The sequence below is a fragment of the Streptomyces sp. BK208 genome (assembly GCF_004364245.1).
Lineage (GTDB): Bacteria > Actinomycetota > Actinomycetes > Streptomycetales > Streptomycetaceae > Streptomyces.
The window spans coordinates 1-21,446 of the sequence record NZ_SOAV01000009.1; the positions used below are offsets into that span (position 1 = coordinate 1).

The window sequence follows — 21,446 nt, forward strand, 5'->3', positions numbered from 1 at the left end:
CCACCCACCGAACCCCAGGCGCTACACGCACCCCCACCGAACCCGCACAGGCGCCGCAGGCATCACACCCACCCAACCCGCACAGGCGCCGCAGGGACCCTCCCCCGCCACAACCGAACCCGCACAGCCCGCCGCAGGCACCGCCACCCGCCCCCACCGCCGGAGGCACCCGCGCTGCACCACCTACGCTGAACACATGAGCAAGCAGACCGGCCGCCGCCGCCATCTCGCGGGACTGACCGCATGGGACCGCTGCGCGGTCATGGGAGTCGTCAACGTGACCCCCGACTCCTTCTCCGACGGCGGCCGCTTCTTCGACACCACCGCCGCCATCAAGCACGGCCTCGACCTGGTCGCCGAGGGCGCCGACCTGGTGGACGTCGGCGGCGAGTCCACCCGCCCCGGCGCGACCCGCGTCGACGAGGACGAGGAACTCAGGCGAGTGGTCCCCGTCGTGCGCGGCCTCGCCTCCGAGGGCGTCACGGTCTCCGTCGACACCATGCGCGCCTCCGTCGCCGAGCAGGCCCTCGCCGCCGGCGCGGCCCTGGTCAACGACGTCAGCGGCGGTCTCGCCGACCCCCGCATGATCCCCGTCGTCGCCGGCACCGGCGCCCCCTTCGTCGTCATGCACTGGCGCGGCCTCCTGGAGGGCGGCAACGTCAAGGGCACGTACACCGACGTCGTCACCGAGGTCGTCGACGAGCTGCACGCACGCGTGGAGGCCGTCCTGGAGGGCGGCATCGCCCCCGACCGCATCGTCGTCGACCCGGGCCTCGGCTTCTCCAAGAACGCCGAGCACGACCTCGTCCTCCTCGCCCACCTCGACCGCCTCCTCGCCCTCGGCCACCCCCTCCTCGTCGCCGCCTCCCGCAAGCGCTTCCTCGGCCGCGTCCTGGCCGGCCCGGAGGCCACCCCGCCCCCCGCGCGCGAGCGCGACGCGGCCACCGCCGCGGTCTCCGCGCTCGCGGCGCACGCCGGCGCCTGGGCCGTACGCGTCCACGAGGTCCGCGCCACCGCCGACGCCGTACGGGTCGCCCGCGCCGTCGAGGGCGCCCGGTGAACGCGCCGCACGTCGACGTCGAGCAGGTCGAGGCCGCCAACACCGCCTTCTACGAGGCACTGGAGGAGGGCGACTTCGAGAAGGTCTCCGAGTTCTGGCTCACCCCCTCCGACCTGGGCATCGACGAGTCGTACCACGACCCGGCCGACGCCGGCGTGGTCTCCTGCGTACACCCGGGCTGGCCGGTGCTCACCGGCCGCGGCGAGGTGCTCCGCTCCTACGCCCTGATCATGGCGAACACGGACTACATCCAGTTCTTCCTCACCGACGTGCACGTCTCCGTCACCGGCGACACCGCCCTGGTCACCTGCACCGAGAACATCCTCAGCGGCGGCCCCGCCCCCGACGGCGGTGAGGAGCTCGGCCCGCTCGTCGGACAGCTGGTGGTCGCCACCAACACCTTCCGGCGCACTCCGGCCGGCTGGAAGCTCTGGTCGCACCACGCCTCCCCCGTACTGACGGAGACCGAGGACGAGGACGGCGAGGACACCCCTCCCTGACCGAACTGGACCTGACCGGGACCGGACCTGACGTGACCGGCCCCGGCCTGGCCCGACCCCCCGTGTCCCGGCACTGTCGGTGCACGCGGGTAGATTCGACTGGGGCCGCCGTACCGCCCGCACGTGGTGCGACCGGCCGAGACCGACGACTGCAGGAGTGATTCGCGTGGATCGTGTCGCGCTGCGCGGCCTGAGGGCCCGCGGGCACCACGGTGTGTTCCCCAAGGAACGCGAGGACGGCCAGACCTTCCTCGTGGACATCGTCCTTGGCCTGGACACCCGCCCGGCCGCGGCCGACGACGACCTGGCGAAGACCGTGCACTACGGCATCGTGGCCGAGGAGGTCGTGGCCGTCGTCGAGGGCGAGCCGGTCAACCTCGTCGAGACGCTGGCCGAGCGCATCGCCCAGGTCTGTCTGAAGCACGAGGGGGTCGAGGAGGTCGAGGTCTGCGTCCACAAGCCGGACGCGCCGATCACCGTGCCCTTCGACGACGTGACCGTCACCATCATCCGGAGCCGTGCATGAGCGCCCCCTTCGCCAAGGGTCCGAGCGACCCGACCGTACAGCCCGTGCCCGCCTCCGTCATCGAGCAGGTCGACGCCGCGGACACCACCCTGTCCAACCCGAAGCGCGCGGTGATCGCCCTCGGCGCCAACCTGGGCAACCGCCTGGAGACCCTCCAGGGCGCCATCGACGCCCTGGAGGACACACCGGGTGTGCGCGTCAAAGGGGTCTCCCCCGTCTACGAGACGGAGCCGTGGGGCGTCGCGCCCGACAGCCAGCCCTCGTACTTCAACGCGGTCGTGATCGTGAAGACGACGCTGCCCCCGTCCTCCCTCCTGGAGCGGGCGCACGCCGTCGAGGAGGCGTTCCACCGGGTCCGCGACGAGCGCTGGGGCCCGCGCACCCTGGACGTCGACATCGTCGCGTACGCCGACGTCGTCTCCGACGATCCGCAGCTCACCCTCCCCCACCCGCGCGCCCACGAACGCGCCTTCGTGCTGGCCCCCTGGCTGGACGTCGACCCCGAGGCGGCGCTGCCCGGGCAGGGCAGGGTCGCCGACCTCCTGGCCGCCGTCACCCGCGACGGCGTGACGCTCCGCGCCGACCTGGAACTCCGGCTGCCCGAGTAGTCGTTAAGGTCGACGAGGACGACGAGGTCACGACGACCCGCGCCGGGGAGCGAAGGGACACCGGAACACCGTGAAAGAGTTGCGCATCAGGGTGCTGGCCGCCGTGTTCGTCGTCGCGGGGGTGCTGTCCTGGGCCGGCGCCCGCCTGTGGAACTCGGTGGGGACCCTCCCGAGCGTCCCCCTGGCCGCCCCCGTCGTCCTCGCCCTGATCGCGGTGATCCTCCTGGCCACGGCCCTGTCGATCCGCGCCCGGCTCAAGGCCCAGCGGGACCGGGTCCCCGGCGCCAAGGGCGTCGACCCGATGATGGCGGCCCGCGCCGTCGTCTTCGGCCAGGCCAGCGCCCTGGTGGCCGCCCTCGTCGCCGGCATGTACGGCGGCACGGGCGCGTTCCTGCTGGAGTACCTCGACATCCCGGCCCGCCGCGACCAGGCCATCTACGCGGGCGCCTCGGTCGTGGCGGGCATCGGCGTGATAGCGGCCGCCCTCTTCATGGAGCGAGTCTGCCGACTCCCGGAGGACGAGGACGACGACCACCCCGGCGCGGCATCGGCAGCCTGACCGGCGCCCCACACCCCCGGCGAACACCCGGGACAAACAGAACTCAGCCACACCCAGCCGCACTCACCGCCCTCAGCCACACCCAGCCGCACTCAGCCGCACTCAGCCGCACTCAGCCGGCCATGATCAGGCTCATCGCCTCGTTCCGCGTGGCAACGTCCCGCAGCTGTCCGCGCACGGCGGAGGTGAGGGTCTTGGCGCCGGGCTTGCGGATGCCCCGCATGGACATGCACATGTGTTCGCACTCGATCACGACGATCACCCCGCGCGGCTCCAGGATCTCCATCAGGGAGTCCGCGACCTGCGTCGTGAGACGTTCCTGCACCTGCGGGCGGCGCGCGTAGACGTCCACGAGCCGGGCCAGCTTGGACAGTCCGGTGATCTTCCCGTTGACGGACGGGATGTAGCCGACGTGCGCCACCCCGCGGAACGGCACCAGATGATGTTCACAGGTCGAGAAGACTTCGATGTCCTTCACGAGGACCATTTCGTCGTGGCCCAGGTCGAACGTCGTCGTCAGCACGTCCTCCGGCTGCTGCCACAGCCCGGCGAATATCTCCCGGTACGCACGCGCCACGCGCGCCGGAGTCTCCTTGAGGCCCTCGCGGTCCGGGTCCTCACCGACCGCGATGAGCAGTTCCCGTACGGCGTTCTCGGCCCGCTTCTCGTCGAACTCGCCGATCTGGCCCTCGCCGTCCAGCGTCACGGGGTCGGTCATCTGATGCCTCGTTCCTGATCCGTCCTGCGGTCGGCATCACGGAAATGCCGCACCCCCCAAGGCTAGAACCTGGGGGGTGCGGCAGACATTCCGGGCCTGGTGGGGCCGCCGGGGGCGTCCCCGCGAGCCGGACCGGGGTCAGCTCTCCGGGCGGTCCTCCGGTGCACGTTCCGGTGCCGGGGCGGGCTCCGTCGTGGTGCTCTTCGCGGTGGAGATCGCCGCCGCGGCGCCGTTGGCCCCGTTCGTCAGGGCGAGCTCCTTGGGGGAGAGCACCGGCGGACGGGTCGACGGCGTACGGCGGGAGGAGCCGGTCCAGGCGGGCCGGGCCGGGCGCTTGACGATCTGGGCGAAGACCTCGGCGATCTCCTCCTTGCCCAGCGTCTCCTTCTCCAGCAGCGCGAGGACGAGGTTGTCGAGGACGTCGCGGTTCTCGACCAGGATCTCCCAGGCCTCGTTGTGCGCCGTCTCGATGAGCTTCTTGACCTCCTCGTCGACCAGCGCGGCGACCTCTTCCGAGTAGTCGCGCTGGTGCGCCATCTCACGCCCGAGGAACGGCTCGCTGTTGTCCCCGCCGAACTTGATCGCGCCGAGACGCTCGGTCATGCCGTACTGCGTGACCATGGCGCGAGCCAGGCCGGTGGCCTTCTCGATGTCGTTGGCCGCGCCCGTCGTCGGGTCGTGGAAGACGAGCTCCTCGGCCGCGCGGCCGCCCAGCATGTAGGCGAGCTGGTCGAGCATCTCGTTGCGCGTGGTCGAGTACTTGTCCTCGTCCGGGAGCACCATCGTGTAACCGAGGGCGCGACCGCGGGAGAGGATCGTGATCTTGTGGACCGGGTCGGAGTTCGGTGAGGCCGCCGCGACCAGGGCGTGACCGCCCTCGTGGTACGCGGTGATCTTCTTCTCCTTGTCCGACATGATCCGGGTCCGCTTCTGCGGGCCCGCGACCACGCGGTCGATCGCCTCGTCCAGCATGTGGTTGTCGATCAGCTTCTGGTCGCTGCGGGCCGTCAGCAGGGCGGCCTCGTTCAGCACGTTGGCCAGATCGGCACCGGTCATGCCGGGGGTGCGGCGGGCGACGGCCGACAGGTCGACGTCGGGCGCGACCGGCTTGCCCTTCTGGTGGACCTTGAGGATCTCCAGCCGGCCCTGCATGTCCGGGCGGTCGACGGCGATCTGCCGGTCGAAGCGGCCGGGGCGCAGCAGCGCCGGGTCGAGGATGTCGGGCCGGTTCGTCGCGGCGATGAGGATCACGCCGCCCTTGACGTCGAAGCCGTCCATCTCGACGAGCAGCTGGTTCAGCGTCTGCTCGCGCTCGTCGTGACCGCCGCCGAGGCCGGCGCCGCGGTGGCGGCCGACCGCGTCGATCTCGTCGACGAAGACGATGGCCGGGGCGTTCGCCTTGGCCTGCTCGAACAGGTCGCGCACTCGGGAGGCACCGACACCGACGAACATCTCGACGAAGTCGGAACCGGAGATCGAGTAGAACGGCACGCCCGCCTCACCCGCGACGGCACGCGCGAGCAGGGTCTTGCCGGTGCCGGGCGGGCCGTACAGCAGTACGCCCTTGGGGATCTTGGCGCCGACGGCCTGGAACTTGGCCGGCTCCTGGAGGAACTCCTTGATCTCGTGGAGCTCCTCGACGGCCTCGTCGCTGCCGGCGACGTCGGAGAACGTCGTCTTGGGGGTGTCCTTGGTGATGAGCTTGGCCTTGGACTTGCCGAAGTTCATGACCCGGGAGCCGCCGCCCTGCATCTGATTCATCAGGAACAGGAACACGACGACGATCAGGACGAAGGGGAGCAGGGAGAGCAGGATCCCGACGAACGGGTTCTGCTTCGACGGCGACACCGTGTAGCCGTCGGGGATCTGCTTGTCCTGGTACTTGTTCTGCAGTGTGTTGGCGAGGGTCACGCCCTGGTCGCCGATGTAGCTCGCCTGGATCTTCGAGCTGTCTTCGACCTTCTGGCCGTCCTTGAGCTGGACCTTGATGGTCTGCTCGTCACCGGTGGTCAGCTTGGCCGACTCGACCTTGTTGTCGTTGATCGCCTGGACGACCTGGCCCGTGTCCACCGTCTTGTAGCCACCGGACGAGCCCACGACCTGCATCAACACGACCACGGCAAGGACGGCCAGCACGATCCACATGATTGGCCCACGGAAGTATCGCTTCACGTCCATCCACACGGAGCGGTGTCGCCCCGTCCCTCCTGCCATAGTGAGTTTGATAAGACAGTTCTTCTGACGGTACCCCAGCGTGGCGGCCGTCAGCCGCACGGGCGGGCCGACGGCCCGTCTGCATGCTCCAACGGCGCGGGGGCCTCAGGGGTTCCCGGTGACCCGCCGGAACGCGGTGGAACGCGCCACGGTTCGTGTCAGCCGCCGTACACGTGGGGCGCGAGCGTACCGACGAACGGGAGGTTGCGGTACTTCTCGGCGTAGTCGAGGCCGTAGCCGACGACGAACTCGTTGGGGATGTCGAAGCCGACCCACTCCACGTCGATGGCGACCTTCGCGGCGTCGGGCTTGCGCAGCAGCGTGCACACCTTGAGGGAGGCGGGCTCGCGCGAGCCGAGGTTGGAGATCAGCCAGGACAGGGTCAGGCCGGAGTCGATGATGTCCTCGACGATCAGGACGTGCTTGCCCTTGATGTCGGTGTCGAGGTCCTTGAGGATCCGCACCACCCCGGAGGACTGGGTGCCGGCGCCGTACGAGGACACCGCCATCCAGTCCATCGTGGCGGGGGTGGACAGCGTGCGCGCCAGGTCGGCCATGACCATCACGGCGCCCTTGAGGACGCCGACGAGGAGCAGGTCCTTGCCCGCGTACTCCGCGTCGATCTTCGCGGCCAGCTCGGCCAGCTTCGCGTCGATCTCTTCCTTGGTGATGAGTACCTTCTCGAGGTCGGCACCCATGTCGTTCGCGTCCACCCGCATCACTTTCGGTCGTCCCACCGGCCACTCCGGACCGTCCCGGTGATCCGTGCGGATCGGTGGGAGGGTCCGGATTCAGCCTTGCCGAATCACCAGTCTGCCACCCTGCCGCCGGGCGACGACTTTGCCCGGGAGGTTGATGGCCCCCTGACCGCGCCAGCCGGTGATCAGCCGGTCGACTTCCTCGATGTGGCGGGCGAACAGGGCACCGCCCGGGGCCCCCGCGTCGAGGGCGGCGCGGCGCAGGATCCGGCGGCGCACGGCGGGGGGCAGCGCGTACAGCTTGGCGCACTCCAGGACACCGGTGGCGTCGCGGACGCCGGCCTCGGCCTGGCGGGCCCAGGTGTCCAGGGCGTCGGCGTCGTCCCGGGAGAGCTGGGCCGTACGGGCGAGGGCTTCGACGACGCCCTTGCCGAGGGCCTTCTCCAGGGCGGGCAGGCCTTCGTGCCGCAGCCGGGAGCGGGTGTAGGCGGGGTCGGCGTTGTGCGGGTCGTCCCAGACGGGGAGGGACTGGACCATGCAGGCCTTGCGGGCGGTCTGGCGGTCGACCTGGAGGAAGGGGCGCCGGTAACGGCCGCCGGCCCCCGAGACCGCGGCCATGCCCGACAGGGAGCGGATGCCGGAGCCGCGGGCGAGGCCCAGCAGGACGGTCTCGGCCTGGTCGTCGCGGGTGTGGCCGAGCAGGACCGCGGCGGCGCCGTGCCGGGCGGCGGCGGCGTCCAGCGCGGCGTAGCGTGCGTCGCGGGCGGCGGCTTCCGGGCCTCCCTCGCGGCCGACGGTCACGGCGGTGGCCTCCACGGGGTCGAGGCCCAGTTCGCGCAGGCGCAGGACGACCTCCTCGGCGCGCAGGTCGGAACCGTGCTGCAGGCCGTGGTCGACGGTGACGCCGCCGGCGCGGATGCCGAGCCGGGGGGCCTCGAAGGCGAGGGCGGAGGCGAGCGCCATGGAGTCGGCGCCGCCGGAGCACGCCACGAGGACGAGCGGGGAGTCGGGGAGTCCGGACGCGCCTTCGGGCGTGCGTCCGGCGGCCGTCGTGGCGGGGACGCCGGCCGGAGTGTTCAGTTCGGTGAGGATGTCGTGGAGGACGCGGCGGACCGCCAGGCGTATCGCCGCGACCGCAGGATGGGGACCCATGTCCGGTGCCCTTCATGAAGTTGTCGGGGGTGAGCCCGAGGTTCGGTCACGCAGAGTGTGTAGATGGTGACAGAAACGGGCCGTTCCCCGAGCATCGCACGCCTGCCGGGGGCTCACGGTCCCTCGGACGGGTGATTGAAGGGTCGTTCGTCTGCCGTCGGCCGGAATCGTTCACGCCCCTTCCGCGCGGCTCACGCCTCCGGCTTGCGGTGCACCCGCGCGATCCAGTCCGCCGGTTTGGCGATCTCCGACTTGGTGGGGAGCGTGTTGGGCGAGGTCCAGACGCGGTTGAAGCCGTCCATGCCGCACTCGTCGACGACGGCCCGCACGAAGCGTTCGCCGTCGCGGTACTGGCGGAGCTTGGCGTCGAGGCCGAGCAGCCTGCGCAGGGCCAGGTCGAGGCGGGAGGCACCCTTGGCGCGACGCTGCTGGAACTTCTCGCGGATCTCGCCGACGGTCGGCACGACCGCCGGTCCGACGCCGTCCATCACGAAGTCGGCGTGCCCCTCCAGGAGGGACATGACGGCGGTGAGACGGCCGAGGACCTCCCGCTGGGCGGGGGTCTGCACCAGCTCCACGAGCGAACGGCCGCCGTCGTCCTCCTCTCCCTCGGGACGGCCCCCCGCCAGCGTCTGGGCCGCCTCGCGGATCCGTTCGAGGACGGTCATGGGGTCCACGTCGGTCTCGGCCAGGAACGACTGGATTTCGCCCTCGAGGTGGTCGCGCAGCCAGGGCACGGCGGTGAACTGCGTGCGGTGGGTCTCCTCGTGCAGGGTCACCCACAGGCGGAAGTCGTGGGGCTCGACGTCGAGTTCGCGCTCCACGTGCACGATGTTCGGCGCGACGAGGAGCAGCCGCCCGCCGCCGTTCGCGCCGGCGGGCAGCTCGCGGGTGGCGGGGGCGAAGGTCTCGTACTGGCCGAGGACGCGGGAGGACAGGAACGACAGCAGCATGCCCAGCTCCACGCCGGTCACCTTGCCGCCGACGGCGCCGAGGACCGCGTTGCCCGCGCCGCCGCCGCGCCGCTCCTGCATCTTCTCCAGCAGGGGCTTGAGGAGCTCACGGAACCCGGCGACGTTCGCCCGGACCCAGCCGGGCCGGTCGACCACCAGGAGGGGGGTGTCGTGGGTCTCCTCGGTGCCCATCCGGGTGAAGCCGCGGACGTGCTCCTCCGAGGACCTGGCATGGCGGCGGAGCTCCCCGACGACCGCCCTGGCCTCGTCGCGGCTCACCTCGGGGCCCGGTCGCACGAGCCGGGTCGCGGTCGCCACCGCGAGGTTCCAGTCGACCATGCCGGAATTTGCGCCGATGCTCGTCATGCGTCAACGGTACGGGAGCGCCGCCGCATGGGGCAGCCGTGCGGACCGGGGCCGGGCCGGGGGCGGGTACGCCGCCGGGCGTCGCCGACGCCCGCTAGGGCTCCCGCGACGCCAGCGCCGTCGCCGCGCGGTCCAGGGTCGACTGCGCCGCCCACGCGTCCGTCGTGGCGTTGGCCAGGAAGGCGAAGGCCAGGAGGCGGCCGTCGGGGGTGGCCACCGTGCCGGCGAGGGTGTTCACGCCGGTCAGGGTGCCGGTCTTGGCCCGGACGAGGCCCGCTGCGCCGTCCGTGTAACGGCCGGCCAGGGTCCCGGTGAAGTGGGCGACGGGCAGGCCGGTGAGCACCGGGCGGAGCTGGGGGCGGGCCGGGTCGGCCGCCTCGGTCAGCAGGCCGGTGAGCAGGTCGGCGGTGAGCAGGTCGGTGCGGTCCAGGCCGCTGCCGTCGTGGAACCGCGCGCCGCGCACCGGCAGGCCGAGCTGCTTCAGGCGGGCCGCGACGGCGGCGCCCGCACCCTCGAAGTCGGCGCTCTTGCCGGTCGCCACGGCGGTGTGGCGGGCCAGGGCCTCGGCGAGGTCGTTGTCGCTGTTGGTCAGCATCCGCTCGACCAGGGCCGACAGCGGGGGCGAGGAGACGGTGGCGAGGGTGTCGGCGCGGCCGGTGGCCTTGGAGGGGCCGGGACGGGAAGCGGTGACGCCGTGCTCCTTCAGGAAGCCGGCGAAGGCGCGGGCGGCGTCGGCGGCCGGGTCGGGCACCCGGGGGGCGGGGCCGCTGGTGGAGTCGTCGGTGCGGCCCTCGTCGGCCATCAGCGCGGTGACGCGGGCGAGGTTCTCGTTGACCCCGATCGGGTGCGTCTCCGTCCCGGCGTACAGCGTCGTGTCGTAGGACAGCGTCACCTTGCGCACGTCGCGCTTCTTGAGGGCGGCGGCGGTCTTCTCGGCGAGGGTGCGCAGGCTCGCCGGGCCCCGGGGGCCCTTGCGTGCGGTGAGGGTGGGATCGCCGCCGCCCACCAGGACGACCTCGCCGGTGTCGGCCTCCAGGGCGGTGCGGGTGGTGAGGCGGTGGTCGGGGCCCATGGCGGTGAGGGCGGCCACCGCCGTGGCGATCTTGGTGGTGGAGGCGGGGGTGAGGGGGAGGCCGGTGTCGAGGCCGTACAGGCGCTTTCCGGTGGTGAGGTCGACGACGGTGGCCGCGCGGCGCTCACCGAGCGCGGGGTCGTCCTCCAGCAGGGGGCCGAGGATCTCCGCGACGTCCTCCTGGCCCGGGGCCGCCTTGACGCCGCCGGGGTCGGTGGTGCCGCCCAGTCCGGTCAGTACGGCGCCGGCGCTGGGCGCGGGACGGGGCGAGCCGGACGCCGTACCGGAGGCCCCGGATCCGCGGCCGTGATCTGTGCCACCCGTGTGCTCCAGGGCGACTGCCCGGTCCCGCTCGGCCGTACGCTGACCCGTGGAGTCCCAGGGGCCGGCGGCGGTCACCACACCGGCGGCGAGTGCCAGTCCGGCGGTGGCGGCACCGGCGGTGTACTGCCAGGTCTTCGGCCTCGTGATCCGGGTGAGTCGCGGCGCCGTGGCCCGCACGGACCGCGCGACGCGCGGTGCGGCGGCCCGGGCGAAGCGTGCCAGACGGGGACGAACGGCACCCGCGGCGCGCGCCACGCGCGGTCGCACGGTCCGCCAAGGCCTCAGCTCTGGCACTGCCACCAGCCCCTTTCGCGATCACACACCTGCGTGAGGGACACTTAACCACCAGAACTATGTGCTGATCATGGAGGAGCGTCCGGTGGAGTTCGACGTCACGATCGAGATCCCGAAGGGTTCGCGGAACAAGTACGAGGTGGACCACGAGACCGGTCGTATCCGCCTGGACCGCCGCCTGTTCACCTCGACCGCCTACCCGACCGACTACGGCTTCGTCGAGAACACCCTCGGCGAGGACGGCGACCCGCTGGACGCGCTGGTCATCCTGGACGAGCCGACCTTCCCGGGCTGCCTCATCCGCTGCCGCGCGATCGGCATGTTCCGGATGACGGACGAGGCCGGCGGCGACGACAAGCTGCTGTGCGTGCCGTCGACCGACCCGCGCGTGGAGCACCTGCGTGACATCCACCACGTGTCGGAGTTCGACCGCCTGGAGATCCAGCACTTCTTCGAGGTCTACAAGGACCTGGAGCCCGGCAAGTCCGTCGAGGGCGCCGACTGGGTGGGCCGTACCGAGGCCGAGGCCGAGATCGAGCGGTCGTACAAGCGTTTCAAGGACCAGGGCGGCCACTGACCAGGCACCCTTCCCGCAACGGGCCGCACGCACCCGCGTGCGGCCCGTTCGCGTTTGAGTGGCCATACTGAGGTCAGCAGGTGGGTGTGGTCGTACCAGGGAGCGTTGCGCAGGTGACGGAGGCGGAGGACCCCAAGCCGCAGTCGGACGAGGCTCGCAGTGCCTTCCGGCAGCCCGGCGGGACCGTGGCGTCCATCGACGGCGAGTCGTCGACGACGTCGGAGTTCGAGATCCCGCAAGGGCTCGCCGTCCCGCGACACGCCGGTGGCGAGTCCGAGACGACCTCGGAGTTCGCGCTCCCCGACGGTCTGGAGGCGCCGCAGGCCACGCCCGCGGACGCCGAGGGTTCGGCGTTCACCATGCCGAGCACGCACAGCGCGTGGACCGCCCCGGCCACCTTCACCCCGGCGAGCGGCTTCCCCGCGGTGAGCCTCGCCGATGTGCCCTGGCAGGACCGGATGCGCGCCATGCTGCGCATGCCGGTGGCGGAGCGGCCCGCGCCCGAGCCGTCGCAGCGGCACGACGACGAGACCGGCCCCGCCGTGCCGCGCGTGCTCGACCTGACGCTGCGTATCGGGGAGCTGCTGCTGGCGGGCGGTGAGGGCGCCGAGGACGTGGAGGCGGCCATGTTCGCCGTCTGCCGGTCCTACGGCCTGGACCGCTGCGAGCCGAACGTCACCTTCACCCTGCTGTCGATCTCCCACCAGCCGTCCCTGGTCGAGGACCCGGTGACGGCGTCGCGGACGGTACGCCGCCGCGGCACCGACTACACCCGGCTCGCGGCCGTCTTCCACCTGGTGGACGACCTCAGCGACCCGGACACGAGCATCTCCCTGGAGGAGGCCTACCGGCGCCTCGCGGAGATCCGCCGAAACAGACACCCGTACCCCACCTGGGTACTCACCATGGCGAGCGGTCTGCTCGCGGGCGGGGCCTCGCTGCTCGTCGGTGGTGGGCTGACCGTCTTCTTCGCGGCGATGTTCGGCTCGATGCTCGGCGACCGGCTGGCGTGGCTGTGCGCCGGGCGCGGGCTGCCGGAGTTCTATCAGTTCGCGGTCGCGGCGATGCCGCCCGCGGCGATGGGCGTCGTGCTGACCGTGACCCACGTCGACGTGAAGGCGTCGGCGGTCATCACCGGTGGGCTGTTCGCGCTGCTGCCCGGGCGGGCGCTGGTCGCGGGGGTGCAGGACGGCCTGACCGGCTTCTACATCACCGCCGCCGCACGTCTGCTGGAGGTCATGTACTTCTTCGTCAGCATCGTCGCCGGGGTGCTGGTGGTGCTGTACTTCGGTGTCCAGCTGGGCGCCGAGCTCAACCCGGACGCCAAGCTGGGCACCGGTGACGACCCGTTCGTGCAGATCTTCGCCTCGATGCTGCTGTCGCTGGCCTTCGCCATCCTGCTCCAGCAGGAGCGGGCCACCGTGCTGGCGGTCACCCTGAACGGTGGCGTCGCCTGGTGCGTGTACGGCGCCATGAACTACGCCGGCGACATCTCACCGGTGGCCTCCACGGCCGCCGCGGCGGGGCTGGTGGGCCTGTTCGGGCAGCTGATGTCCCGGTACCGGTTCGCGTCGGCGCTGCCGTACACCACTGCGGCGATCGGGCCGCTGCTGCCCGGTTCGGCGACGTACTTCGGTCTGCTGGGCATCGCGCAGGGCAAGGTCGACGCGGGGCTGCTGTCGCTGTCCAACGCGGTGGCGCTGGCGATGGCCATCGCCATCGGGGTGAACCTGGGCGGGGAGATCTCCCGGCTGTTCCTGAGGGTGCCCGGCGCCGCGAGTGCGGCGGGACGCCGGGCGGCCAAGCGGACGCGAGGTTTCTAGCGGCCCTGGTTGTACGGGTACTGGTCGCCGTACTGCTGGTGCCGGTCGCCGTACTGCTGATGCCCGTCGCCGTACCCCTGCGGGTGCTGCGGGGCGTACGGCTGCTGCGGGGGCTGCTGGGCGTACGGCTGCTGCGGGGGCTGCCGGTACTGCTGCGGCTGCTGGTACTGCTGCGGCTGCTGCGGCTGGTCGTAGGGGTCCACCCGGCGCAGCTGCGTCGTGGCGTCGTCCATGACCGGGTACGCGGGCTGGTGCTGCTGCGGAGCCTGCGGGGCCGGTCCGGCCGCCGCGGCGCGCCGCTTCTTCTTGCGCTCGCGCAGGTACTCGACGGCGATCGGGACGACCGAGACCAGGACGATCAGGACGAGGATGGCCTCGACGTTGGTCCGGATGGCCTCGATCTGGCCGAGCCAGTAGCCCGCGAGGGTGACGCCGGTGCCCCAGGCGACGCCGCCGATGAGGTTGTACGTGAGGAAGGTGCGGTACTTCATGCGTCCGGCGCCCGCCACGATGGGGGCGAAGGTGCGCACGATGGGCACGAAGCGGGCCAGGACGATCGCCTTGGGGCCGTACTTCTCCATGAACTCGTGCGCCTTCTCCAGGTTCTCCTGTTTGAAGAGCTTGGAGTTGGGGCGGCTGAAGAGCTTCGGGCCGAAGAACTTGCCGATCATGTAACCGACTTGGTCGCCGAGGACGGCGGCGGCCACGATCAGGGCGCACACCAGCCACAGCGGCTGGCTGATGTACTGGCCCTGGGCGACGAAGAGGCCCGCGGTGAACAGCAGCGAGTCACCGGGCAGGAACGCGAAGAGTCCCGACTCGGCGAAGACGATGAGCAGGATGCCGGGCAGGCTGAACGTCTCGATCAGATAGTCCGGACTGATCCACTCGGGACCGAGCGCAAGGGTGGTCACGGGTTGTGGCTCCTGCTGCTGGGGGGAGGCGGGCTGGACCTGGCTGCCCAAACGTACAACGCGGCCGCGGCGCCCCGGGTTCCACGGGGCGTCCTGGGGTGCGCCGACACGTTCCCGGGGGAAACCTGAGAACCATGGGTATTGAAGAATACGGCGGCGGCCAGGACCCGCAGCCCGACGTGCTCGTGGTGACCACGAACGACCTGCCGGGCCACCGGGTGCAGGAGGTGCTCGGTGAGGTCTTCGGGCTGACCGTGCGTTCCCGGCACCTGGGGAGCCAGATCGGCGCCGGGCTGAAGTCCCTGGTCGGCGGTGAGCTGCGCGGCCTCACCAAGACGCTGGTCGAGACCCGCAACCAGGCGATGGAGCGGCTCGTCGAGCAGGCCCGCGCGCGGGGCGCCAACGCGGTGCTGTCCTTCCGCTTCGACGTGACGGAGGCGGCGGACGTGGGCACGGAGGTCTGCGCGTACGGGACGGCGGTGGTCGTGGCCCGGGAGTGAGACCCGTGCCACGACCACCGTTCAGGAGGTGTGCCGGACGGCGTTGGCGAGGATCGCGTCGCGCATGTAGGCGGCGAGGCCCGGCTTGGCGGCGTCGATGTTTCGCGTGAAACGTTCGTCCGAGACGTACATCTCCCCCAGGCAGGTGTGCATCTCGTACCCGCAGTCGTAGTGGTTGCGGGCGATGCTCCGCCGGTGGTCCTCGGCGGCGTCCATGGCCCCCTCGGAGTCGGCGGGCTCACCGGCGTCCATCAGGGCGACGAAGCGCCGGGTGAGCGCGTCGGCCTCGTCCTGGACGCGCTGCCAGTCCTCCTTGGTGTACGAGGCGGTCTTCTCCTTCGACTGGCGGTAGGCGTCGGTGTTCCCCCAGCGTTCCCGGACCTCCTCCTCGTACTGGTCGGGGTCGAAGTCGCCGAAGACCTCGAACTTCTCCTCGGGCGTGAGGTTGATGCCCATGCTGTGCGCCTCCATGGCGTGCTCCACGGCCGCCGCCATCCTCTCCAGCTTCTCGATCCGGGCGGTCAGCAGGTCGTGCTGGCGGCGCAGGTGCGCGCGCGGGTCCGCGGCCGGGTCGTCGAGCAGGGCGGCGACCTCGTCGAGCGGGAAGCCCAGCTCCCGGTAGAACAGGACCTGCTGCAGCCGGTCGAGGTCGGCGTCGCTGTAGCGCCGGTGGCCCGCGTGGCTGCGCTCGCTGGGTACGAGCAGGCCGATGTCGTCGTAGTGGTGCAGCGTGCGCACCGTCACTCCGGCGAAGCCGGCCACCTGTCCCACGGAGTAGCTCACTCCCGCTCCTTTCCCTGACGCCCTTCACGGTGCCGCCTCACGTGACGTGAGGTGCAAGCCCGGGCGCGAGCCCCGCGCGTGAGGTGCGGGCCCGGGCGGGCCCCGCCTCCCCGCCGTGCGGCCCGGTACGTCCCCGGGTGCGGGGTCGGGGGCGCCCGCCTACCGTCGGTCGTATGCCACTGCATCACGGGCCCCACCCGCCGCAGGACGACGACCGGGACCGACGCCGGCTCGCCGTGAACCCGTTCCACGCGACCGCGGACCCCCTCGGCGGCATGACCGAGGCGCCGCCCACGCACCGCATCCCCGACACTCCCCTGCCGCCCGAGACGGCGTACCGCCTCGTCCACGACGAGCTGATGCTGGACGGCAACGCGCGGCTGAACCTGGCCACCTTCGTCACCACCTGGATGGAGCCGCAGGCCGGGGTGCTGATGAGCGAGTGCCGGGACAAGAACATGATCGACAAGGACGAGTACCCGCGCACCGCCGAGCTGGAGCGGCGCTGCGTGGCGATGCTCGCCGGCCTGTGGCACGCGCCCGACCCCGAGGCGGTCGTGGGCTGCTCGACGACCGGGTCGAGCGAGGCGTGCATGCTGGCCGGGATGGCGCTGAAGCGGCGCTGGGCGGTGCGCAACGCCGACCGGTACCCGGCGAAGGACGTGCGGCCCAATCTCGTGATGGGCGTGAACGTCCAGGTCTGCTGGGAGAAGTTCTGCACCTTCTGGGAGGTGGAGGCCCGGCAGGTCCCGATGGAGGGCGACCGCTTCCACCTGGACCCGCAGGCCGCCGCCGAGCTGTGCGACGAGAACACCATCGGGGTCGTCGGCATCCTGGGCTCCACCTTCGACGGTTCCTACGAGCCGATCGCCGACCTGTGCGCGGCGCTTGACGCCCTCCAGGAGCGGACCGGCCTCGACATCCCGGTGCACGTCGACGGGGCCTCCGGCGCCATGGTCGCGCCGTTCCTCGACGAGGACCTCGTCTGGGACTTCCGGCTGCCGAGGGTCGCATCGATCAACACCTCGGGGCACAAGTACGGACTGGTCTACCCCGGGGTCGGCTGGGCGCTGTGGCGGGACGCCCAGGCCCTTCCCGAGGAGCTGGTGTTCCGGGTCAACTACCTGGGCGGCGACATGCCGACGTTCGCGCTGAACTTCTCCCGGCCCGGCGCGCAGGTGGTCGCGCAGTACTACACGTTCCTGCGGCTGGGCCGCGAGGGCTACCGGGCCGTGCAGCAGAACGCGCGGGACATCGCGGGCTCCCTCGCGCGGCGGGTGGCGGCGCTGGACGACTTCCGGCTGCTGACGCGCGGCGAGGAGCTGCCGGTGTTCGCCTTCACGACGGCCGACGACGTGACGGCGTACGACGTCTTCGACGTGTCCCGGCGGCTGCGGGAGGAGGGCTGGCTGGTGCCGGCGTACACCTTCCCGCCGCACCGCGAGGACCTGTCGGTGCTGCGGGTGGTGTGCCGCAACGGCTTCTCGGCGGACATGGCGGACCTGCTCGTCGAGGACCTGGAGCGACTGCTGCCCGAGCTGCGGCGGCAGCCAGGTCCGGTGACCCGGGACAAGGGCGCGGCGACCGGGTTCCACCACTAGGGGGTGTCGTTTGGATCTTGCCGTGGGTCGCGTCGGCAACAGGGCACCGTCGCCCGGAGCCGACCTGATCCGAACGACACCCCCTAGGCACCGGCGGGCGCCGTACGCTGCTGCCGCCGGTACCGGGGTCCGGTCGGCAACCGGGCGCCTTCGCCCGGAACCGGCCAGGCCCGGCCCGGGCGGCATCCCCCCGGACCGCGCCCCGGTCCGGCGCGTCAGCGGCTGAGCCGGCCGAACCTCGCCACCGCCAGCGGGAAGAACACCGCGAGCAGCGCCAGCGGCCAGGCGATGGCCGCCCAGACGTGCCCCGCCTCGCCGCCGGGGCTGCCGAAGAGGTCGCGGACGGCCGTGGCGGTCTGGGACATCGGGTTCCACTGGACGACCGTGCCGAGCCAGCCCGGCATGGAGCCGGGAGCGGCGAAGGCGTTGGAGAGGAAGCCGACCGGCCAGACCAGGATCTGCACCGCCTGCACCAGCTCGGGCTTGCCGGCCACCAGGGCCAGGAAGATGCCGATCCAGAGCATGGCGAAGCGGAACAGGAGGAGCAGGCCGATCGCGCCCAGGAAGGCGCCGGGGCCGCCGTGGGCGCGCCAGCCGAGCGCGTACCCGACACCGGTCAGCACGGCGAGGCCGAGCGCCGACTGGAGCATGTCGGCGGCGGAGCGGCCCACCAGGACCGCGCCGTTCGTCATCGGCAGCGAGCGGAAGCGGTCGACGACGCCCTTGTTGAGGTCCTGGGTGACGGCGATCATGGTGCCCTCCAGGCCGAAGGCCATGGTGAGCGCCAGCATGCCGGGGACCAGGTAGTCGATGTACTCCCCGCTCACGCCCCGGCCGCCGCCGACCAGGTAGCCGAACATCAGCAGCAGCATCACCGGGAAGGCCAGGCTGACGACGACCGTCACGGGCTGCCGTCCCCAGCGGGCCAGTTCCCGGCGGGTCATGGTCCAGGAGTCGGACAGGGCGTGGGTCACAGGGGTGCTGCCGGGGGTCATGGTGCCGGTGCTCACACGGTCTCCTTCGTGCGGTCGGTGAGGTGCAGGAACACCTCGTCGAGGGTGGGGCGGCGCAGTGCCACGTCCTCGGCCTCGATGCCGGCCTCCTCCAGCGCGCGCAGGACACCGGAGAGGGCCGCCATCCGGTCGGTGACCGGGGCGCTGAGCAGCCGGCGGTCGGTGTCGACCCGGACGCCGGTCAGCGGCAGCAGGGCGACCGCGGCGCCCAGCTGACCGGCGTCGCGCAGGACGACGTCGACGCGGTCGCCGCCCGTGGCCGCCTTGAGCTCGTCCGCCGTCCCGTCGGCGACGACCCGGCCCGCGTCGACGACCGAGATGCGGTCGGCGAGCTGGTCGGCCTCCTCCAGGTACTGGGTGGTGAGCAGGACCGTCGTGCCGGCGCCGACCAGGGAGCGGACGGAGTCCCACACCTCGGCGCGGCCGCGCGGGTCGAGGCCGGTGGTGGGTTCGTCCAGGAAGAGGACCTCCGGTTCGGTGATGAGCGAGGCGGCCAGGTCCAGGCGGCGCCGCATGCCTCCGCTGTAGGCGCCGACCGGCTTGCGTCCGGTGTCGGCGAGGTCGAAGCGGGCGAGCAGCTCGTCGGCACGCGCGCGTGCCCGCCGGGCGCCCAGGTGGTGGAGGCGGCCGAACATCTCCAGGTTCTGCCGCCCGCCCAGTTCCTCGTCGAGTGCCGCGTGCTGGCCGAGCAGGCCGATGCGCAGCCGTACCGCGTACGCCTCGGAGACGACGTCGTGCCCGGCCACCTCGACGCGGCCCGCGTCGGGGCGCAGCAGGGTCGAGAGGATCCGGACCAGGGTGGTCTTGCCCGCTCCGTTCGGGCCCAGCACGCCGTGCACCGTGCCCCGTGCGACGGTCAGGTCCAGTCCGTCCAGCGCGTTCTTGCTGCCGTATCTCTTGCGTGCACCTTCGACGGTGATCGCCGCGTCGGCCACTGCCACTCCCCCTCGGCACCACTAGACAACTTTGACTACTTGCTCGAAGGTAATGCCCCGCCCGCGATTGGTCAAACTTGATTAGTAAGCGTCTCCGTCATGCGGCCGCCCCGCCGCGAAGGGGTTCTCCTCGCCCTCGGCGAGCACACCGACGAACGGCTCGCCCTCGCCGGCGAAGGTGTACGCGCCGCCCCGGACGCGCTCGATGAGGCCGCGGGTCCACTCTGCGCCCGAGTCGGCCGAGTGGACCCAGTAGTTCATGACCTCGCCGATGTGCCCGTACTGGCCGGGCCCCTCGGCCGGCATGTAGTACTCGGTGACGGCGCCCCGCCATTCCTCGATCTTCCGCACCCGCTCCTCCAGGAGCGCCAGGGCCTCCTCGCGCGGCAGGTCGACCATGAAGCCGAGCGCAGCGGTGAGCACGTCGGGCCGCTGGTCGTAGGCGGTGAGGTAGGAGCGGAGCAGGGTGAGGTACTCCTCGGTGCCCTGCTCGGTGATCTCGTACTCCACGCGCGGCGGCCCGCCCGCCGTGGACGGCGCGATCTCGTGCGCGAGGAGCAGGCCCTGCTTCGCCATCTGCTTCAGCGCGTGGTAGATCGACCCGGGCTTGGCGTTGGACCACTCGTGCGCGCCCCAGTACTCCAGGTCGTTGCGCACCTGGTAGCCGTGGGCCCGCCCGTGCTGGCGGACCGCGCCGAGCACGAGAAGACGGATCGCTGACATGGGTCCAGACTAGGCCGGGCCCGGGCCGGGACTAGAACGGGAACCCGCTGCGCCCGTGCTGCACCGAGATCCACTTCTGGGTGGTGAAGGCGTCCAGCATGGTGTCGCCGTTGAGGCGGCCGAGGCCGGAGTGCTTCTCCCCGCCGAAGGGCACGATCGGCTCGTCGTGCACGGTGCCGTCGTTCACGTGGAACATGCCGGTGTCGATCCGCTTGGCGAAGTTGACGCCCCGCTCGACGTCCGCCGTGTGCACGGCGCCGCTCAGACCGTACGGAGTGTCGTTGACCAGGCGCACGGCCTCCTCCTCGCCGTCGAAGGGGACGAGGAAGGCGACCGGGCCGAAGACCTCCTGCTGGAGCAGCGCGGAGCCGGCGGGCAGGCCGGTGAGGACCGACGGCTCGACCAGGTTGTCCGTGACCGAGCCGCGCACCAGGGCGGTCGCGCCCTCGGCGAGGGCCTGCTCGACGACGCCGGAGAGCGCGTCCGCCTGCGAGGAGTTGATCACCGGGCCGATGACGGTCGACGGGTCGCGCGGGTCACCGGCCTTGAGGGTCTTCACCTTGGCGACGAACTTCTCGGTGAACTCGTCGGCCACCGAGCGGTCGACCAGCACGCGGTTGGCGGCCATGCAGACCTGGCCCTGGTGGACGAAGCGGCTGAAGACGGCGGCGTCGACCGCGTAGTCGACGTCGGCGTCGTCGAGGACCACCAGGGCGCTGTTGCCGCCCAGTTCGAGGACCGCGCGCTTGAAGTGGGCGGCGCACACCGTGGCCACGTGGCGGCCGACCTTGTCGGAGCCGGTGAAGGAGATCACCTTCGGCACCGGGTGCTCGATGAAGGCGTCGCCGATCTCCGCGATGTCGGTGACCACGACGTTGAGCAGACCGCCCGGCAGTCCCGCGTCCTCGAGGATCTTCGCGACCAGGGTGCCGCCGACGATCGGCGTGTTCTGGTGCGGCTTGAGGACGACGCCGTTGCCCAGCGCGAGGGCCGGGGCGACCGACTTCAGGGAGAGCAGGAAGGGGAAGTTGAAGGGGCTGATGACGCCCACGACGCCGACCGGCACCCGGTAGACGCGGTTCTCCTTGCCGTCGACCGGGGACGGGATGATCCGGCCCTCGGGCGCCAGCGCCAGGTGGACCGCCTCGCGCAGGAACTCCTTGGCGAGGTGCAGCTCGAAGGCGGCCTTCAGCCGGGTGCCGCCCAGCTCGGCGACGATCGCCTCGCCGATCTCCTCCTCGCGCTCCTCCACCAGGCGCAGCGCCTTCTCGAACACCGCGCGGCGCGCGTACGGGTTCGTCGCGGCCCACTGCTTCTGCGCACGCTCGGCGGCCCGGTAGGCGGCGTCGACCTCGTCGGCCGTGGCGATCGTGATCGAGGCGAGCTTCTCGCTGTCATACGGGTTGAAGTCGATGATGTCCCAGGACCCGGTGCCCGGACGCCACTGGCCGCCTATGTACTGCTGGGCGAGGTCGGTGAAGTACGACGACATGAGATCCCTCAATCCCCTCAACTGCCGCAGCCGCGCGAGCG

General features: G+C 71.7%; 21 protein-coding genes. 9 read left to right on the forward strand and 12 right to left on the reverse strand.

What is annotated here, in order from left to right; translation table 11 throughout:
• The first annotated feature begins 196 nt into the window (after positions 1–196).
• The 5 genes from folP (at position 197) to EV562_RS22055 (ending at position 3,253) form a co-directional block, all read left to right on the forward strand.
• Positions 197–1,060, forward strand: a complete 864-nt coding sequence (folP, locus tag EV562_RS22035; RefSeq protein ID WP_133888569.1) for a dihydropteroate synthase — start codon at positions 197–199, stop codon at positions 1,058–1,060.
• On the forward strand, positions 1,057–1,560 hold the full coding sequence (locus EV562_RS22040) for a nuclear transport factor 2 family protein (protein ID WP_133888570.1): 504 nt from the start codon (positions 1,057–1,059) through the stop codon (positions 1,558–1,560). Before folP ends, EV562_RS22040 begins: the two co-directional genes overlap by 4 nt.
• 166 nt (positions 1,561–1,726) lie before the next feature.
• Entirely contained in the window at positions 1,727–2,086 is a 360-nt protein-coding gene (gene folB, locus EV562_RS22045) for a dihydroneopterin aldolase (protein WP_133888571.1), read from the forward strand.
• Positions 2,083–2,694, forward strand: a complete 612-nt coding sequence (folK, locus tag EV562_RS22050; protein ID WP_133888572.1) for a 2-amino-4-hydroxy-6-hydroxymethyldihydropteridine diphosphokinase — start codon at positions 2,083–2,085, stop codon at positions 2,692–2,694. Before folB ends, folK begins: the two co-directional genes overlap by 4 nt.
• Before the next feature lie 70 nt (positions 2,695–2,764).
• A complete protein-coding gene (locus tag EV562_RS22055; protein ID WP_133888573.1) occupies positions 2,765–3,253 on the forward strand; it encodes a DUF3180 domain-containing protein in 489 nt (162 codons plus the stop codon).
• Between the two features lie 112 nt (positions 3,254–3,365).
• Here the strand turns inward: EV562_RS22055 and folE are convergent, their stop codons facing one another.
• The 6 genes from folE to dacB form a co-directional block, all read right to left on the reverse strand.
• Positions 3,366–3,971, reverse strand: coding sequence for a GTP cyclohydrolase I FolE (folE, locus tag EV562_RS22060; RefSeq protein WP_133888574.1), 606 nt, complete (start codon positions 3,969–3,971; stop codon positions 3,366–3,368).
• Between the two features lie 138 nt (positions 3,972–4,109).
• On the reverse strand, positions 4,110–6,149 hold the full coding sequence (ftsH, locus tag EV562_RS22065) for an ATP-dependent zinc metalloprotease FtsH (protein ID WP_133888575.1): 2,040 nt from the start codon (positions 6,147–6,149) through the stop codon (positions 4,110–4,112).
• A gap of 194 nt (positions 6,150–6,343) precedes the next feature.
• A complete protein-coding gene (gene hpt, locus EV562_RS22070; protein WP_243860136.1) occupies positions 6,344–6,883 on the reverse strand; it encodes a hypoxanthine phosphoribosyltransferase in 540 nt (179 codons plus the stop codon).
• 93 nt (positions 6,884–6,976) lie between these two features.
• Positions 6,977–8,035, reverse strand: coding sequence for a tRNA lysidine(34) synthetase TilS (tilS, locus tag EV562_RS22075; RefSeq protein ID WP_133888576.1), 1,059 nt, complete (start codon positions 8,033–8,035; stop codon positions 6,977–6,979).
• Between the two features lie 191 nt (positions 8,036–8,226).
• Positions 8,227–9,354, reverse strand: a complete 1,128-nt coding sequence (locus EV562_RS22080) for a zinc-dependent metalloprotease (RefSeq protein ID WP_133888577.1) — start codon at positions 9,352–9,354, stop codon at positions 8,227–8,229.
• 94 nt (positions 9,355–9,448) lie between these two features.
• Positions 9,449–11,005, reverse strand: coding sequence for a D-alanyl-D-alanine carboxypeptidase/D-alanyl-D-alanine-endopeptidase (gene dacB, locus EV562_RS22085; RefSeq protein WP_208298397.1), 1,557 nt, complete (start codon positions 11,003–11,005; stop codon positions 9,449–9,451).
• Positions 11,006–11,129: 124 nt separating this feature from the next.
• On the opposite strand from dacB, the gene EV562_RS22090 reads away from it, so the two are divergent.
• Both EV562_RS22090 and EV562_RS22095 read left to right on the forward strand, forming a co-directional pair.
• Positions 11,130–11,621 carry an inorganic diphosphatase gene (locus EV562_RS22090; protein WP_003975424.1) on the forward strand — a complete coding sequence of 164 codons (492 nt, stop codon included), beginning with the start codon at positions 11,130–11,132 and terminating at the stop codon, positions 11,619–11,621.
• Between the two features lie 113 nt (positions 11,622–11,734).
• Complete coding sequence (locus EV562_RS22095; RefSeq protein WP_166661943.1) at positions 11,735–13,444, forward strand: threonine/serine exporter family protein; 1,710 nt, start codon at positions 11,735–11,737, stop codon at positions 13,442–13,444.
• Here the strand turns inward: EV562_RS22095 and EV562_RS22100 are convergent.
• Positions 13,441–14,358 (reverse strand): VTT domain-containing protein, encoded by a 918-nt coding sequence (locus EV562_RS22100; protein WP_133888579.1) that lies wholly within the window; start codon positions 14,356–14,358, stop codon positions 13,441–13,443. The two genes, EV562_RS22095 and EV562_RS22100, sit on opposite strands and share 4 nt — an antisense overlap.
• A gap of 134 nt (positions 14,359–14,492) precedes the next feature.
• Between EV562_RS22100 and EV562_RS22105 the strand changes: the two genes are divergently transcribed.
• Entirely contained in the window at positions 14,493–14,858 is a 366-nt protein-coding gene (locus tag EV562_RS22105) for a YbjQ family protein (protein WP_133888580.1), read from the forward strand.
• 21 nt (positions 14,859–14,879) lie between these two features.
• Here EV562_RS22105 and EV562_RS22110 read toward each other — a convergent pair whose 3' ends face one another.
• Positions 14,880–15,641, reverse strand: coding sequence for a MerR family transcriptional regulator (locus EV562_RS22110; protein WP_133888581.1), 762 nt, complete (start codon positions 15,639–15,641; stop codon positions 14,880–14,882).
• A gap of 173 nt (positions 15,642–15,814) precedes the next feature.
• Between EV562_RS22110 and EV562_RS22115 the strand changes: the two genes are divergently transcribed.
• On the forward strand, positions 15,815–17,242 hold the full coding sequence (locus tag EV562_RS22115; protein ID WP_133888582.1) for a glutamate decarboxylase: 1,428 nt from the start codon (positions 15,815–15,817) through the stop codon (positions 17,240–17,242).
• 215 nt (positions 17,243–17,457) lie between these two features.
• Here the strand turns inward: EV562_RS22115 and EV562_RS22120 are convergent, their stop codons facing one another.
• The 4 genes from EV562_RS22120 to EV562_RS22135 all read right to left on the reverse strand — a co-directional run bounded on the left by EV562_RS22120 (position 17,458) and on the right by EV562_RS22135 (position 21,405).
• On the reverse strand, positions 17,458–18,237 hold the full coding sequence (locus tag EV562_RS22120; protein ID WP_133888843.1) for an ABC transporter permease: 780 nt from the start codon (positions 18,235–18,237) through the stop codon (positions 17,458–17,460).
• A gap of 11 nt (positions 18,238–18,248) precedes the next feature.
• Entirely contained in the window at positions 18,249–19,190 is a 942-nt protein-coding gene (locus EV562_RS22125) for an ATP-binding cassette domain-containing protein (protein WP_166661944.1), read from the reverse strand.
• Positions 19,191–19,271: 81 nt separating this feature from the next.
• Positions 19,272–19,913, reverse strand: a complete 642-nt coding sequence (locus tag EV562_RS22130) for a PadR family transcriptional regulator (protein WP_133888584.1) — start codon at positions 19,911–19,913, stop codon at positions 19,272–19,274.
• A 31-nt stretch (positions 19,914–19,944) separates the two neighbouring features.
• The gene (locus tag EV562_RS22135) at positions 19,945–21,405 is read right to left on the reverse strand and encodes an aldehyde dehydrogenase family protein (protein ID WP_133888585.1); all 1,461 of its coding nucleotides are present in this window, start codon (positions 21,403–21,405) and stop codon (positions 19,945–19,947) included.
• Positions 21,406–21,446 lie beyond the last annotated feature (41 nt).

What these genes read in the sequence shown, in the direction of transcription:
- folP (WP_133888569.1), top strand. Translation starts at nt 197, where the DNA reads ATGAGCAAGCAGACCGGCCGCCGCCGCCATCTCGCGGGACTGACCGCA.
- folK (WP_133888572.1), top strand. Translation starts at nt 2,083, where the DNA reads ATGAGCGCCCCCTTCGCCAAGGGTCCGAGCGACCCGACCGTACAGCCC.
- folE (WP_133888574.1), bottom strand. Translation starts at nt 3,971, where the DNA reads ATGACCGACCCCGTGACGCTGGACGGCGAGGGCCAGATCGGCGAGTTC.
- ftsH (WP_133888575.1), bottom strand. Translation starts at nt 6,149, where the DNA reads ATGGACGTGAAGCGATACTTCCGTGGGCCAATCATGTGGATCGTGCTG.
- hpt (WP_243860136.1), bottom strand. Translation starts at nt 6,883, where the DNA reads ATGGGTGCCGACCTCGAGAAGGTACTCATCACCAAGGAAGAGATCGAC.
- tilS (WP_133888576.1), bottom strand. Translation starts at nt 8,035, where the DNA reads ATGGGTCCCCATCCTGCGGTCGCGGCGATACGCCTGGCGGTCCGCCGC.
- EV562_RS22080 (WP_133888577.1), bottom strand. Translation starts at nt 9,354, where the DNA reads ATGACGAGCATCGGCGCAAATTCCGGCATGGTCGACTGGAACCTCGCG.
- EV562_RS22105 (WP_133888580.1), top strand. Translation starts at nt 14,493, where the DNA reads ATGGGTATTGAAGAATACGGCGGCGGCCAGGACCCGCAGCCCGACGTG.
- EV562_RS22115 (WP_133888582.1), top strand. Translation starts at nt 15,815, where the DNA reads ATGCCACTGCATCACGGGCCCCACCCGCCGCAGGACGACGACCGGGAC.
- EV562_RS22120 (WP_133888843.1), bottom strand. Translation starts at nt 18,237, where the DNA reads ATGACCCCCGGCAGCACCCCTGTGACCCACGCCCTGTCCGACTCCTGG.
- EV562_RS22130 (WP_133888584.1), bottom strand. Translation starts at nt 19,913, where the DNA reads ATGTCAGCGATCCGTCTTCTCGTGCTCGGCGCGGTCCGCCAGCACGGG.
- EV562_RS22135 (WP_133888585.1), bottom strand. Translation starts at nt 21,405, where the DNA reads ATGTCGTCGTACTTCACCGACCTCGCCCAGCAGTACATAGGCGGCCAG.